Annotated in this window: 12 protein-coding genes; 11 read left to right on the forward strand and 1 reads right to left on the reverse strand. The window is 69.6% G+C overall.

Going from position 1 to position 13,091, the window contains the following annotated elements; translation table 11 throughout:
• Positions 1–33: 33 nt before the first annotated feature.
• The 4 genes from AB0H76_RS11075 to AB0H76_RS11090 are packed head-to-tail and all read left to right on the forward strand — an operon-like array spanning position 34 to position 3,909.
• Positions 34–1,029: a methylenetetrahydrofolate reductase gene (locus tag AB0H76_RS11075; RefSeq protein ID WP_357320920.1), complete on the forward strand. Its 996-nt coding sequence runs from the start codon at positions 34–36 to the stop codon at positions 1,027–1,029.
• Between the two features lie 50 nt (positions 1,030–1,079).
• Positions 1,080–2,132, forward strand: a complete 1,053-nt coding sequence (locus AB0H76_RS11080) for an ABC transporter substrate-binding protein (RefSeq protein ID WP_357320923.1) — start codon at positions 1,080–1,082, stop codon at positions 2,130–2,132.
• Positions 2,129–3,151 (forward strand): iron chelate uptake ABC transporter family permease subunit, encoded by a 1,023-nt coding sequence (locus AB0H76_RS11085; protein WP_357320925.1) that lies wholly within the window; start codon positions 2,129–2,131, stop codon positions 3,149–3,151. Before AB0H76_RS11080 ends, AB0H76_RS11085 begins: the two co-directional genes overlap by 4 nt.
• Positions 3,148–3,909: an ABC transporter ATP-binding protein gene (locus tag AB0H76_RS11090; protein WP_357320928.1), complete on the forward strand. Its 762-nt coding sequence runs from the start codon at positions 3,148–3,150 to the stop codon at positions 3,907–3,909. The genes AB0H76_RS11085 and AB0H76_RS11090 overlap by 4 nt, the downstream gene beginning before the upstream one ends.
• Positions 3,910–3,920: 11 nt before the next feature.
• Here AB0H76_RS11090 and AB0H76_RS11095 read toward each other — a convergent pair whose 3' ends face one another.
• The gene (locus AB0H76_RS11095; RefSeq protein WP_357320930.1) at positions 3,921–5,345 is read right to left on the reverse strand and encodes a short-chain fatty acyl-CoA regulator family protein; all 1,425 of its coding nucleotides are present in this window, start codon (positions 5,343–5,345) and stop codon (positions 3,921–3,923) included.
• Between the two features lie 154 nt (positions 5,346–5,499).
• Here AB0H76_RS11095 and prpD point away from each other — a divergent pair, with 154 nt between their 5' ends.
• The 7 genes from prpD (at position 5,500) to AB0H76_RS11130 (ending at position 13,084) form a co-directional block, all read left to right on the forward strand.
• Entirely contained in the window at positions 5,500–7,002 is a 1,503-nt protein-coding gene (gene prpD, locus AB0H76_RS11100) for a 2-methylcitrate dehydratase PrpD (RefSeq protein WP_357320933.1), read from the forward strand.
• Positions 7,002–7,916, forward strand: a complete 915-nt coding sequence (gene prpB / locus AB0H76_RS11105; RefSeq protein WP_357320935.1) for a methylisocitrate lyase — start codon at positions 7,002–7,004, stop codon at positions 7,914–7,916. Before prpD ends, prpB begins: the two co-directional genes overlap by 1 nt.
• Complete coding sequence (locus AB0H76_RS11110) at positions 7,916–9,040, forward strand: bifunctional 2-methylcitrate synthase/citrate synthase (protein ID WP_357320938.1); 1,125 nt, start codon at positions 7,916–7,918, stop codon at positions 9,038–9,040. The genes prpB and AB0H76_RS11110 overlap by 1 nt, the downstream gene beginning before the upstream one ends.
• Before the next feature lie 179 nt (positions 9,041–9,219).
• Positions 9,220–10,341, forward strand: coding sequence for an ROK family protein (locus AB0H76_RS11115; protein ID WP_357320941.1), 1,122 nt, complete (start codon positions 9,220–9,222; stop codon positions 10,339–10,341).
• Positions 10,342–10,506: 165 nt separating this feature from the next.
• Positions 10,507–11,547, forward strand: coding sequence for an ABC transporter substrate-binding protein (locus AB0H76_RS11120; protein ID WP_357320944.1), 1,041 nt, complete (start codon positions 10,507–10,509; stop codon positions 11,545–11,547).
• The gene (locus AB0H76_RS11125) at positions 11,544–12,386 is read left to right on the forward strand and encodes an ABC transporter permease (RefSeq protein WP_357320947.1); all 843 of its coding nucleotides are present in this window, start codon (positions 11,544–11,546) and stop codon (positions 12,384–12,386) included. Before AB0H76_RS11120 ends, AB0H76_RS11125 begins: the two co-directional genes overlap by 4 nt.
• Positions 12,362–13,084 carry an ABC transporter ATP-binding protein gene (locus tag AB0H76_RS11130; protein ID WP_357320950.1) on the forward strand — a complete coding sequence of 241 codons (723 nt, stop codon included), beginning with the start codon at positions 12,362–12,364 and terminating at the stop codon, positions 13,082–13,084. Before AB0H76_RS11125 ends, AB0H76_RS11130 begins: the two co-directional genes overlap by 25 nt.
• Positions 13,085–13,091: the final 7 nt, after the last annotated feature.

The raw sequence follows: 13,091 nt of genomic DNA on the forward strand, positions 1-13,091 counted from the left end.
TTCCACGTCATTTCCACCCCCTGGGAAGTAATCATGAATGCCGAACTCGAACGGGTACGTTCGACCTCGGGCCGCCCGGCCCGGATCTCACCGGCCGCCGCACCGTCGGTCGTGCGCAACCTGCGCACGCACGCCGGCGCGCGGGTGCCGTTCTCCGTGGAGTTCAATCCGCCGCGCGATGCCGCGGGGGAAGCCCGGCTGTGGCGCGCGGTGCGCGAATTCGAGCGCATGCACCCGGCTTTCGTGTCCATGACCTACGGGGCGGGCGGGTCCACCAAGGATCGCACCGCCCGCATCACCGGCGAACTGGCGCAGCAGACCACCCTGCTGCCGGTGGCGCACCTGACCGCGGTGGGCCACAGCATCGCCGAGTTGCGCGCGCTGGTCGGCTCCTACGCCCACCACGGCATCCGCAATATCCTCGTGCTGCGCGGTGATCCGCCGGGCGACCCACTCGGCGAATGGCGCAAGCATCCCGACGGCGTGGCGTACGCCGAGGAGCTGGTGCGCATGGTCCGGGACCTGGGCGACTTCCAGGTCGGGGTGGCCTCGTTCCCGCAGGGCCACCACCGTTCTCCCGGACTGGCCGCCGATACCGCGTTCCTGGCCGCGAAACTTCGTGCCGGGGCGGACTATTCGATCACCCAGATGTTCTTCGACGTCGACGACTATCTGCGCCTGCGCGACCGCCTCGTGGCCGCGGATCCGGAGCAGGGCGCCAAGCCGATCATCCCGGAGCTGATGCCGATCACCTCGCTGCGCACCGTCGCGCGTGCCGAGGAGCTCAGCGGCCGCGGTTTGCCACCGGCGATCCTGGCCAGGCTGGGCAAGGCGGCGGGCACGGGCCCCGAGGAGGACCGGGCCGCGGTGCGCGCGGTCGGGATCGAGATCGCCACCGAGATGGGGCAGCGCCTGATCGACGAGGGCGCGCCGTGCCTGCATTTCATCACTCTCAACTTCGCCAAGGCCACCAGCGAGGTTCTGACCAACCTCGGCTACCAGGTCACCGCCGCGCCGCTGAGCGCATAGGTGCCCGCACGCTGGCCGTTCAAAACAATACTGATTGGTACGGTTTATCCATGACAACGACGCGCTCGTCGCGTGTGCTCGCTGTGCTCGGCACCATCGGCTGCCTCGTCGCCGGCCTCGCCGGCTGCGGCTCCCCGAATACCGCGAGCACCGGCGCCGCCGGGACGCCGGATCGCCCCGGGCACACCAGCTATCCGTTCACCCTCGAGAACTGCGGCGTCGAGGTCACCTTCGACCGGGCGCCCACCCGGGCGGTGTCGCTGTACCAGGCCTCCACCGAGATCCTGCTGTCGCTGGGCCTGGCCGACCGCATGGTGGGCACTTCCACCTGGTTCGATCCGGTGCTGCCCGCGCTGGCCGCGGACAACGCGAAGGTGCCGCGCCTGGCCGACAACGATCCGTCGCTCGAGGCGGTGCTCGCGGCCGAGCCCGACCTCGTCACCTCGGCCAGCGCCCACACCTTCACCCCGGCGGTCGTCGCGGAACGGTCCCGGTTCGCCCAGCTCGGCGTCCCGACCTACCAGTCGCCGGCGGTCTGCGCGGGCGCGCAGGTGGACGGCGAAACCGTCACCCGCACAGCGCCGCTCGGCATCGACACGCTGTTCCAGGAGATCACCGAGCTGGCCCGGATCTTCGACGTGCAGGACCGCGGCGCGCAGCTGGTCGACCAGCTGCGGGGCCGGTTGCGGGCCGCGCAGCCGAAGGCGCGCACCGCGCCGGAGCCGACGGTCGCGTTCTGGTTCTCCGGCGTCAAAACGCCCTACCTGGCCGGATGCTGTTCGGCCCCGGGGCTTTACGCCCGGGAGGCCGGAGCGCGCAATGTGTTCGCCGAGCAGCGCGAGGACTGGCCCGAGATCACCTGGGAGGCCTTCGTCGCCGGTGATCCCGACGTCCTGGTGCTGGCCGACCTCAGCCGCAAACGGATCGAGGGTGACGCGCTCAGCACGAAAATCGCGTTCCTCGAGGCGCATCCGGCGACCAGCCGGATGCGGGCCGTCCAGGGCAAGCGCTATGTCGTGATGACCGGCTCGGAACTGGACCCCGGCATCCGCGAGATCGACGCGATCGAGAAGCTGTCGGCCGGTCTCACCGCGGCGCGTTGACCGTCACGCGCCGGGTCGCGCCTCTCTGCGTGGGTTGTGCGGTTCTGCTGTGTGTTTCGATCGCCGTGACGGTGTCCATCGGTCCGGCGAACGTCTCGCCGCGCGAGGTCTACGAGATCATCGGCCGGCACCTGGGCTGGGGGACCTCCTCGGCCGGGCGCCTGGCCGACGGCATCGTCTGGGAGTTGCGCTTGCCGCGGGCGCTGCTGGCGGCGCTGTGCGGGGCCGGGCTGGCGCTCTGCGGCGCGATTCTGCAATCGCTGCTGCGTAATCCGCTCGCCGACCCCTTCGTGCTCGGGGTGTCCTCCGGCGCCTCGACCGGCGCGGTGCTGGTGGCGGTGCTCGGTGTCGGCGCCGGAACGCTGACGCTGTCCGGCGGTGCGTTTCTCGGCGCGGTGCTGTCGTTCGCCCTGATGCTGGCGCTGGCCTACGGCGCCGGCGGCACACCGGACCGGGTGATCCTCGCGGGTGTGGCGTGTACCCAGTTGTTTTCGGCGCTCACCTCGCTGATCGTGCTGTCCTCGGCCAATGCCGAGCAGACGCGCGGCGTGCTGTTCTGGCTGCTCGGTTCCCTGGCCGGTGCGGAGTGGACCGATGTCGCGCTCGCCGCCGGTGTGCTCGGCGTGGGCGGCGTGCTCTGCCTGTGGTGCGCGCCGATGCTGGACGCGTTCGCGTTCGGCCCGGACGCCGCCGCCGCGCTCGGCGTCGCGGTGGGCCGGGTGCGGCTGGTGCTGCTGCTGGTCACCGCGGTGGTGACGGCCGCGCTGGTGAGCGCGGCAGGCGCGATCGGCTTCGTCGGCCTGGTGCTGCCGCATGTGGCGCGATTCCTGGTCGGTCCCGCGCACGCCCGGCTGCTGCCGGTGACGGTGCTGATCGGCGCGGTATTCATGGTGTGGGCGGATACCTTGGCGCGCAGTGCCTTCGGCGCCCGGGAGGTCCCGGTCGGGGTGGTCACCGCCTTGCTCGGCGTGCCCGCGTTCGCCATCCTGCTGGCCCGGCGCCGACGGGAGACGGCGTGACCCTGCGCGCACTGGATGTTTCCTGGACCCGGTCGGGCCGTTTGGTGCTCGACGGCGTCACCCTGGATCCGGAGCCGGGCGCGACGGTGGGCCTGCTCGGCCCCAACGGCTCGGGCAAATCCTCGCTGCTGCGACTGATGGCGGGTCTGGATCGGCCCGACGCCGGGCGAATTCGCCTGGGCGGCGACGAGATTCACACGATCCCGCGCCGGGCGGTCGCGCGCCGGGTCGCGCTGGTCGGCCAGCACGCCGACACCGATCTCGATCTCACCGTGCATGATGTGGTGCGGCTCGGCCGGATCCCGCATCGCGGACTGTTCGGCGGCGACCCGGTCGCGGACGCGACGGCGATCGATCGGGCGCTGCTGGCGGCGGGCCTGGCGGACCGGGCCGCCGAACGCTGGCACACGCTCTCCGGCGGCGAGCGCCAGCGTTCGCTGATCGCGAGCGCGCTCGCCCAGGAACCCCGTGAGCTACTGCTCGACGAGCCGACCAACCATCTCGACATCGCCCATCAGCTCGAGATCCTCACCCTCGTGCGCGCTTTGCCCGTGACCGCGATCCTGGCGCTGCACGATCTCAATCTCGCGGCCATGTTCTGCGATGTCCTGGTCGTGCTGCAAGCCGGGCGCGTGGTGGCGACCGGCGCCCCCGCGCGGGTGCTCACCGAGGAACTCATCGCCGAGGTGTATCACGTGCGCTGCCGGGTGGTGGACACCGACGAAGGCAACCTCTCGGTGCTCTTCCTGCGTGATTGAGCGCACCGGCCTCAGGCCGCGCCAGTCGGCACGTAGGGAATGTTGAGGGAGCTGTTGTCGTCCACCCGAATCGGGCGGCCCAGTTGCGGGAAGGCGCGCTGGGCGCAGCCGGTGCGCTCGCAGACCTTGCAGCCCGCTCCGATCGGGACGGCGGTGCGCGGGTCGTCGATCGGAAGCCCGTGCGAGTACACCAGCTTCTCCGCGTAGGCCAGGTCGCAGCCCAGCCCGATCGCGAAATCCCTTTTGGGAGCGAGGTATCCGGGGGTCTTCTCGTCGGTGGTACGGGCCAGCCACAGGTAGTTGCGGCCGTCGGGCATCTGCGCGATCTGGGTGCGGATGCTGCCCGGGGTGGCGAAGGCTTCGTGCACCACCCACAGCGGGCAGCTGCCGCCGACCCGGGAGAAGTGAAAGGCGGTGGCGGACTGGCGTTTCGAGATGTTTCCGGCTCGATCGGTGCGCACGAAGAAGAACGGCACGCCGCGCTTGCCGGGCCGCTGCAAGGTGGACAGGCGGTGACAGATCGTCTCGAAACCGACCTCGAACTTCGCCGCCAGCAACTCGATGTCGTAGCGCAGGGCCTCGGCGGCGTCCCGGAACGGGGTGTAGGGCAGGATCAGCGCGCCGGCGAAGTAGTTGGCCAGGCCGATGCGCAGCAGCCCGCGCGAATTCTCGGGCATGGTCTCGGCCTCGTCGATCAGGTCGTCGATGACCCCGGCCTGGGTGAGAAAGGCCAGCTGCGTGGCCAATTGGAACGCGCGCTGCCCGGCCGAGAGCCGGCGCGCCAGCGTCAGCACCCGGCTCTCGGGATCGAAGACCCGCTTCGGGCCGGGATGATCCGGGTCGTCGGTGCGGATCGCCACCGCGATGCCGTGCTGTTCGCGCAGCAGCCGGGTCAGCTGCAGATCGAGGCCCCCGATGCTCAAACCGTTACGGGCACAGAGCTCTTCGGCCGCGGTGTCCAGCTCGGGGATGTGGTTGCGCCGATCGTAGAAGTAGTCGCGCACGTCCTCGTAGGGCATGGCGACCGCGGATTCGCCCGGGGCGCCGTCGATTCCGGCGGAAACGCGTTCGATCTGCTCGGTGGCCCCGCGCAACCGGCGGTGCAGCCCGACCAGCATGCGCGCCGCGGCGGGCACGCGGGCCACCAGATCGTCCATCTCGGCGGTGGTGATGCCGGCGCCCTCGGGGTCCTCGGAGAAGACGTCCTGGAGGTCGGCGATGAGCCGGGCGTCGGTGTCGGCGGCGAAGAACCCCATGTCCAGGTCGAAGCGGGAGTTCAGGCGCAGCAGCACGGGCACGGTCAGCGGGCGCTGGTCGTGCTCCAGCTGGTTGATGTAGCTCACCGATAGCTCGAGGGCCTTCGCCAGCGCGGACTGGGAAAGTCCGCGCTGCTCGCGCAGCACTCGCAGCCGCGCGCCCGCATACATCTTCTGCATGCCCCCAATCTAGCAACCGCGGTTTCCGCAACTTTTACAAAAACCCGGCTTCACTTACACAAAAATCGGCATTTGCGGGGGATATGCACCGGATCGGCGGCTGTGTAGCGTGCGAAATGTACCGATGACAACGACGCCTGGGAGGGCCCCGACCGTGAAGAATCATCTCGTCCGCACGCACCGTTCGGCGGAGAACTTCCCCCGCGAGGAGCACCTCGCGTGGCAGATCGCCGAGGTCGCCGCGGATGCCGTCGAGGTTGCTCCGGAGACGGAGGAGATGATCGTCAACCGGATCATCGACAACGCGGCCGTCGCCGCGGCCGCGCTCACCCGCCGCCCGGTCGCCAACGCCCGCGCCCAGGCCCGGACCCACCCCTACCAGCCCGGCGCCACCGTGTTCGGCGTCGAGGGCCGTTTCTCCCCGGAGTGGGCGGCCTGGGCCAACGGCGTCGCGGTCCGCGAGCTCGACTTCCACGACACCTTCCTGGCCGCGGAGTACTCGCACCCCGGCGACAACATTCCCGCCATCCTGGCCGTCGCCCAGCACACCGGCCGCAGCGGTCGCGACCTGATCCGCGGCCTGGCCACGGGTTACGAGATCCAGGTCGACCTGGTGCGCGGAATCTGCCTGCACGAGCACAAGATCGACCACGTCGCCCACCTCGGCCCGTCGGCCGCCGCCGGGATCGGCACGCTGCTCGGCCTCGGCACCGAGACCATCTACCAGGCCATCGGCCAGGCCCTGCACACCACCACCGCGACCCGGCAGTCCCGCAAGGGCGAGATCTCCAGCTGGAAGGCCTACGCACCGGCCTTCGCCGGCAAGATGGCCGTCGAAGCCGTGGACCGCGCGCTGCGCGGCGAGGGCGCGCCGGCGCCGATCTGGGAGGGCGAGGACGGCGTGATCGCCTGGCTGCTGGGCGGCCCCGGCAAGGAATACAGCGTCCCGCTGCCCGGCCCGGGCGAGGCCAAGCGCGGCATCCTCGACACCTACACCAAGGAACACTCCGCCGAATACCAGAGCCAGGCCCCGATCGACCTCGCCTTCCGCCTGCGCGAGCGGGTCGGCGACCTGGATCAGATCGCCTCGATCGTGCTGTACACCAGCCACCACACGCACTACGTGATCGGCACCGGATCCAACGATCCGCAGAAGTTCGATCCCGCGGCGTCGCGCGAAACCCTGGACCACTCGATCATGTACATCTTCGCGGTCGCGCTGCAGGACGGCGCCTGGCACCACGAGCGCTCCTACGCCCCCGAGCGCGCGCAACGTCCCGGCACCATCGAGCTGTGGAACAAGATCTCCACCGCCGAGGACGCCGAGTGGACCCGGCGCTACCACTCCACCGACCCGAACGAGAAGGCCTTCGGCGCGCGTGCCGAAGTGACCCTGAAGAGCGGCGAGGTCATCACCGACGAACTGGCGGTCGCCGACGCGCATCCGCTGGGCGCGCGGCCCTTCGCCCGCGAGCAGTACATCGCCAAGTTCCGCACCCTCGCCGAGGGCGTCATCGAACCCGCCGAGCAGGACCGGTTCCTGGCGGTGGCGCAGCGTGCGGGTGAGCTGTCCGCGCACGAGCTGTCGGAGCTCACGTTCACCGTCGCCGCGGACGTGCTCGCCCGCGCGCCGAAGTCCCCGCAGGGCCTGTTCTGATGACCGGGCTGATCGCCGCGTCGACTTCCGCCGCCGACAAGCGGGCCGCGTTCAAGGCCGGGCTGACCTCCGGACAGATCCAGCGTTTCCCGGGTGCGTTCAATCCCCTGGTGGCCAAGCTGATTCAGGAGATCGGCTTCGAGGGCGTCTATGTCTCGGGCGCGGTGCTCGCCGCCGATCTGGGCCTGCCCGATATCGGGCTCACCACGCTGACCGAGGTGGCCGGGCGGGGTCAGCAGATCGCGCGGGTCACCGAGCTGCCGGTACTCATCGATGCCGACACCGGTTTCGGTGAACCGATGAGCGCCGCGCGCACCGTGACTGTGCTGGAGGACGCGGGCATCGCGGGGCTGCACCTGGAGGATCAGGTCAACCCGAAGCGGTGCGGGCACCTCGACGGCAAGGCCGTCGTCCCCACCGGGGCGATGGTGCGCCGCCTGCGCGCCGCGGTCGCGGCCCGCCGTGATCCGAACTTCGTGATCTGCGCCCGCACCGACGCCGCCGGGATCGAGGGCATCGACGCGGCCATCGACCGCGCCCGGGCCTATGCGGAGGCCGGTGCCGATCTGATCTTCACCGAGGCGCTGAACACCGTCGCCGATTTCGAGAAGTTCCGGGCCGCCGTCCCGACGCCGTTGCTGGCCAACATGACCGAGTTCGGCAAGTCCGAGCTGATCTCGGCGGAGCGGCTGGACTCGATCGGCTACAACGCCGTCATCTACCCGGTCACCACCCTGCGGCTGGCGATGTTCGCCGCCGAAGCGGGGCTGCGGGAGATCTTCGCGACCGGCACCCAGGCCGGGCAGCTGGATCGCATGCAGCACCGCGCCCGGCTCTACGAGTTGCTCCAGTACGAGCGCTACAACGAATTCGATTCCGAGATCTTCAATTTCACGCTGGAAGGGAATCAGTGATGACGGAGACCGCGATACCGACCATCTACAAGGGTCTGGCCGGTGTCGTCGTCGACACCACCGCGATCTCGAAGGTGGTGCCGGAGACCAACTCCCTGACCTACCGCGGTTACGCGGTGCAGGACTTGGCGGCCAACTGCGGCTTCGAGCAGGTCGCGTACCTGCTCTGGTACGGCCAGCTGCCCAGCGATTCCCAGCTCGCGCTGTTCCAGCAGCGCGAGCGCGCTGCCCGGCGGGCCGATCGTTCGCTGCTCGCCCTGATCGCGAAGATGCCGGAGAACTGTCACCCGATGGACGTGGTGCGCACGGCCATCAGCTATTTGGGCGCCGAAGACCCGGCCGAGGACGACAACTCCGCCGGCGCCAACCTCGCGAAGTCGCTGCGGATGATGGCGGTGCTGCCCACCATCGTCGCCGCCGATCACCGGCGTCGCCGCGGTCTGGATCCGATCGCGCCGCACGCGCAGATGGGCTACGCCGAGAACTTCTTGAACATGTGCTTCGGCACCGTGCCGGCCCCGGAACTGGTCAGGGCGTTCGAGGTCTCGCTGATCCTCTACGCCGAGCACAGTTTCAACGCCTCCACCTTCGCGGCCCGGGTGGTCACCTCCACGCTGTCCGATATCTACAGCGCGGTCACCGCCGCCATCGGCGCGCTCAAGGGCCCGCTGCACGGCGGGGCGAACGAGGCGGTCATGCACGACATGATCGAGATCGGCGACCCGGCGCTGGCCGAGGCCTGGCTGCGGGACAAGCTGTCCCGCAGGGAAAAGGTGATGGGCTTCGGCCACCGGGTCTACAAGAACGGTGACTCCCGGGTGCCGACCATGAAGCAGGCGTTCCTCGACATCGCGGCCGCCACCGGCGGGACCGAGTGGGTGCGGATGTACGAGATCCTCGAGCGCACCATGACCGAGGCGACCGGCATCGAGCCCAACCTCGACTTCCCCACGGGCCCCGCCTATTACCTGCTCGGCTTCGACATCGAGGTGTTCACGCCGATCTTCGTGATGAGCCGCATCACCGGCTGGACCGCCCACATCATCGAACAGGGCGAATCCAACGCGCTGATCCGCCCGCTGAGCGAATACATCGGCGAGCCACAGCGTTCCGTCGTCGCCTGACAGCCGCGCCGCGACAGTCCGCCACCACGGTCCGGCAGATCGACGGCGACGATCTCCAGCTGGTGATCGCGGACCGGTAGCCCACGGTGTAAGCGATCGCACTGAGCGCAACCCGTGTCCGCGGGTGGTGTCGCTGGCTAGCGTTCCCGGGTCGGGGCCCGGCAGCGGAGGAGCGCGCGATGACCAGTAACAGTGCGGGCGCGGTCTTGCGCGCGGTGCTGGCCGAAGGGGTGACGGTGCGCAGCGCGATCGCGCGGTTCGCCGGACTGTCGCCGGCCACGGTGACCGGGCAGGTGCGGACCCTGGCGGCGGCCGGGCTGCTGATCGAGTATCCGGAGACCTCCGGGCCGCACGGCATGGGCCGGCCGCATTCGCCGCTGGGGTTGAACGGCGCGGGCAACGTGGTGATCGGGGTGCACATCGCGGCCGAGCACGCCACCGTCGCGGTCCTCGACATCACCGGCGCGGTGCGGCTCTCGCACCGGTTGCCGCACCGTAGCGCGGCGCCGGCGGACATTCTCGGCGACGCGGCCGCCGAGGTGCTGCGCCTGGAGGCGGAGCTGACCGAGCGGATCCTCGGGCTCGGCGTCGCGGTCGGCGGCTGGGTCGACAGCGCGGCGGGCGTCGTCGTGGACCACCCGACCCTGGGCTGGCGCAATGTCGAAGTGCGGCAGTACTTTTCCGAACGTGTCGGCTTGCCGGTGAGCGTCGACAGCCATACCCGCGCGCTGCTGCACGCCGAGCAGCTGTTCGGTCGTGCGCGCAATGACGCCGCGACGGTGGTGCTGTTCGCCGGGAACGTCATCGATGTCGCCGTCGCCGTGCACGGCCGGGTGCACTACGGCCCGCGCTCGGCGGCGGGTGCGATCACCCGGCTCGGCGGGGACGAGGCGGCCGGGGCGGCGCTGGCCGAATGCACCGATCGCGCGCTGGTGCGACGGGCCGAGCGGGAATCGCTCGGAGCGCGCAGCATCCTGGAGCTCATCGACCTGGCCACCCGGGACGAGCGGGCGCGCCAGGTGTTCACCGACCGGGCCCGGGTGCTGGGCCGGGTGGTCGCCGTGCTCATCGATCTGCTCGATCCCGATTCCGTCGTGATCGTCGACCCGGGACTGGTGCGGGTGCCCGGGGTGCGCGCGGCCTATCTCGATGTGGTGCGGCGCTACTCGGCCTGCGAGCGGCCGGAGGGGATCATCACCGGCTCCTCGTTCATCGGGCGCGCCCTGGAGACGGCCGCAGGCACCGTGGTCTTGCAGCAGCTCTACACCGATCCGGCGGCCGTTCTGGCGGCCGTAGTTTGATTCCTAGTAATTTTAAGTCGAACGAATGTTGCCCTGAGCCCGGGTCTTCCAGGACAGTCTGGGCATGAAATCTCTCGCCGCGGCCGCCCGCTCCGAAAATCTCGCTTGTCGCCCTTACCCGGATTCTCGAATTGTTTTCCGACACTTTCCGATAAGGACCGAACCATGCGAACCACCTTTTACCGGCTAGCGATTACCGGGGTGGCTTCGGCGCTGTTGCTGACCGGCTGCGCCACCAACGGCGGAGACACCAATCTTTCGGCCGCGCTGCCGACTTCGGTGCCACCCGACGCGAAGCTGTCGATTTCGGTGAATACGACCCGCGTGCAATTGCAGGCGACCGGCCAGCTTGCCGGGCTGCCGTTCACCGTCACCGACTGGCCGGTGGTCCAGGCGGGCCCGGATGTCGTGCAGGCCTTCCGCGGCGGCGCTCTCGACCTGGCCACCAACGCCGGAATCCCCCCGATCCACGCCCGTGCGACCGGCGTCGACGCCAAGATCGTCGGCGTCAAAGTGCGCACGACTCCGCTCTACAAATTTCTCACCGCACCCGGTTCCAACATCAACTCGGTGGCCGACCTGCGCGGCAAGCGCATCGGCTTCTCCCCGGGCCAGGCGCAGGGCGTAGTGGTGCTGCGCACGCTGCAGGCGGCCGGCATCGGACTCGACCAGGTGAAGCTGGTCGACCTCAGCAGCACGCAGTTCCTGACCGCGCTGCAGGGCGGCCAGATCGACGCCGCACCGTCCGGCGAGCCGATCATCTCGAAATACCTTGCCCAGTACCGTGATCAGGGCGCGAAGGCGATCGAGACCACCGCCGTGGACGCGCTGACCATCCTGTGGGCGCCGACCGCCGTCCTGCAGGACTCCGCGAAACTCGCCGCCGTGGCGGAATTCGTGAAGATCTGGGCGCGCAACGACATCTGGGCCTGGGAGCATCCTCAGGAATGGGCCGACGCGTATTACGTGAAGGATCAGAAGGTTTCGCCGGAGGACGCGCAGCGCATTCTGACGACCCTGGAAAAGCCGTACTACCCGGCGAATTGGGACGAGGCGATCCGATGGGAGCAGGAAACCGTCGACCTGGTCACCGAATCGGGCTATTTCGGTAGCAGTTTCGATGCCGCCACCCTGTTCGACCGGCGCTTCGAAAAGCTGGCGTCCGAGGCGGTCCCCGCGTCCTACCGGACCAAGGAGAAGCCATGACCCTCGCACTGCCGCGCCCCGCGGTGACGCTGCCCGTCGGTACCTTCGCCGACCGCCGCCACCTGCGCCGCCTGGGGCTGCGCAAGCCCGTTCCGTTCGCCCGCCTGCTCGGCGTGGTGCTGCTCCTGGTGGCCTGGGCCGGGGCCGTCGAATTCGGCCTGCTGGACGAGCGCAAGCTGTCCGCGCCGTGGACCGTGGTGCAGACCGGCTGGGAGCTGTTCCGGGACGGCACCCTGGTCGAGAACGTCGGCGCCTCGCTGAGCCGCGCCCTGGTCGGCTTGGCCATCGGCATCGTCGTCGGCACGGTGCTCGCCCTCATCGCCGGGCTGTCCCGGCTGGGCGAATCCCTGGTCGACGGGCCGTTGCAGGTCAAACGCGCCGTTCCCTCGCTGGGGCTGATCCCGCTGCTGATCCTGTGGCTGGGCATCGGGGAGACGTTCAAGATCGCGGTGATCGCCCTCGGCGTCATCGTCACCATGTACATGCAGTTCCACGCCTCGCTCATCGCCATCGACAAGCGGTTCGTGGAACTCGCCGAGGTGCAGGGTGTTTCGCGCTCGGAGTTCCTGCGCCGGGTGGTCATTCCCGGGTCGCTGCCCGGCTTCTTCCTGGGCCTGCGGCTCTCGGTCACCAACTCCTGGCTGCTGCTGATCGTCGTCGAATCCGTCAACGCCATCGATGGATTGGGCAAAATGATGAGTAGTGCCCAGAACTACGGGCAGGCCGACGTGATCCTGGTCGGCCTGGTCATCTACGGCATTTTCGGGCTGTCGTCCGATGCCGGTATCCGTCTGCTCGAGCGCAAGGTGCTGTCATGGCGTCGAACCATCGCGAATTAGGGGTCCAGACCAGGGATCTCAGCCGATCCTTCGGTGCCCGCACCATCCTGGACTCGATCACCCTGGACATTCCGGCGGGACAGTTCGTGGCCCTGCTCGGCCGCAGCGGTTCCGGCAAGAGCACCCTGCTGCGGGCGCTGGCCGGGCTGGACCACGACGTCGAGGGGTCGGGCACGCTGCGGGTACCCGAGAAGACCTCGGTGGTGTTCCAGGATTCCCGGCTGCTGCCCTGGCAGCGGGTGCTGGCCAATGTGCTGTTCGGCCAGCCCCGTTCGCTGCACGCGGCCGGTCAGGCCCGGCTGGCCGAGGTCGGGCTGGCCGGGCGCGAACGCGCCTGGCCCGCGGAGTTGTCCGGCGGCGAGCAGCAGCGGGTCGCGCTGGCCAGATCCCTGGTCGACGAGCCCGATCTGCTGCTGGCCGACGAACCGTTCGGCGCGCTGGACGCCCTGACCCGCATCAAGATGCACGAGTTGCTGCGCGATCTGATCGCCCGGCACACCCCGACCGTCCTGCTCGTCACCCACGACGTGGACGAAGCCATCACCCTGGCCCAGCGGGTGCTGGTGCTGGACGCGGGCCGCCTGACCGTCGACCTGCCGATCGACCTGCCCGCGCGCCGAGATCCGGGCGACCCGGAATTCCAGCACATCCGCCGCACCCTGCTCGGCGCGCTCGGCGTCGTCCCGGCCGCTGCCTGAAAGGAAC

This window comes from Nocardia sp. NPDC050712 (genome assembly GCF_040654295.1).
GTDB lineage: Bacteria > Actinomycetota > Actinomycetes > Mycobacteriales > Mycobacteriaceae > Nocardia.

Coding starts and splice junctions, on each gene's coding strand:
- AB0H76_RS11075 (WP_357320920.1), top strand. CDS start 34: ATGAATGCCGAACTCGAACGGGTACGTTCGACCTCGGGCCGCCCGGCC.
- AB0H76_RS11130 (WP_357320950.1), top strand. CDS start 12,362: ATGGCGTCGAACCATCGCGAATTAGGGGTCCAGACCAGGGATCTCAGC.
- AB0H76_RS11110 (WP_357320938.1), top strand. CDS start 7,916: ATGACGGAGACCGCGATACCGACCATCTACAAGGGTCTGGCCGGTGTC.
- AB0H76_RS11120 (WP_357320944.1), top strand. CDS start 10,507: ATGCGAACCACCTTTTACCGGCTAGCGATTACCGGGGTGGCTTCGGCG.
- AB0H76_RS11125 (WP_357320947.1), top strand. CDS start 11,544: ATGACCCTCGCACTGCCGCGCCCCGCGGTGACGCTGCCCGTCGGTACC.
- prpB (WP_357320935.1), top strand. CDS start 7,002: ATGACCGGGCTGATCGCCGCGTCGACTTCCGCCGCCGACAAGCGGGCC.
- AB0H76_RS11080 (WP_357320923.1), top strand. CDS start 1,080: ATGACAACGACGCGCTCGTCGCGTGTGCTCGCTGTGCTCGGCACCATC.
- AB0H76_RS11115 (WP_357320941.1), top strand. CDS start 9,220: ATGACCAGTAACAGTGCGGGCGCGGTCTTGCGCGCGGTGCTGGCCGAA.
- AB0H76_RS11095 (WP_357320930.1), bottom strand. CDS start 5,345: ATGCAGAAGATGTATGCGGGCGCGCGGCTGCGAGTGCTGCGCGAGCAG.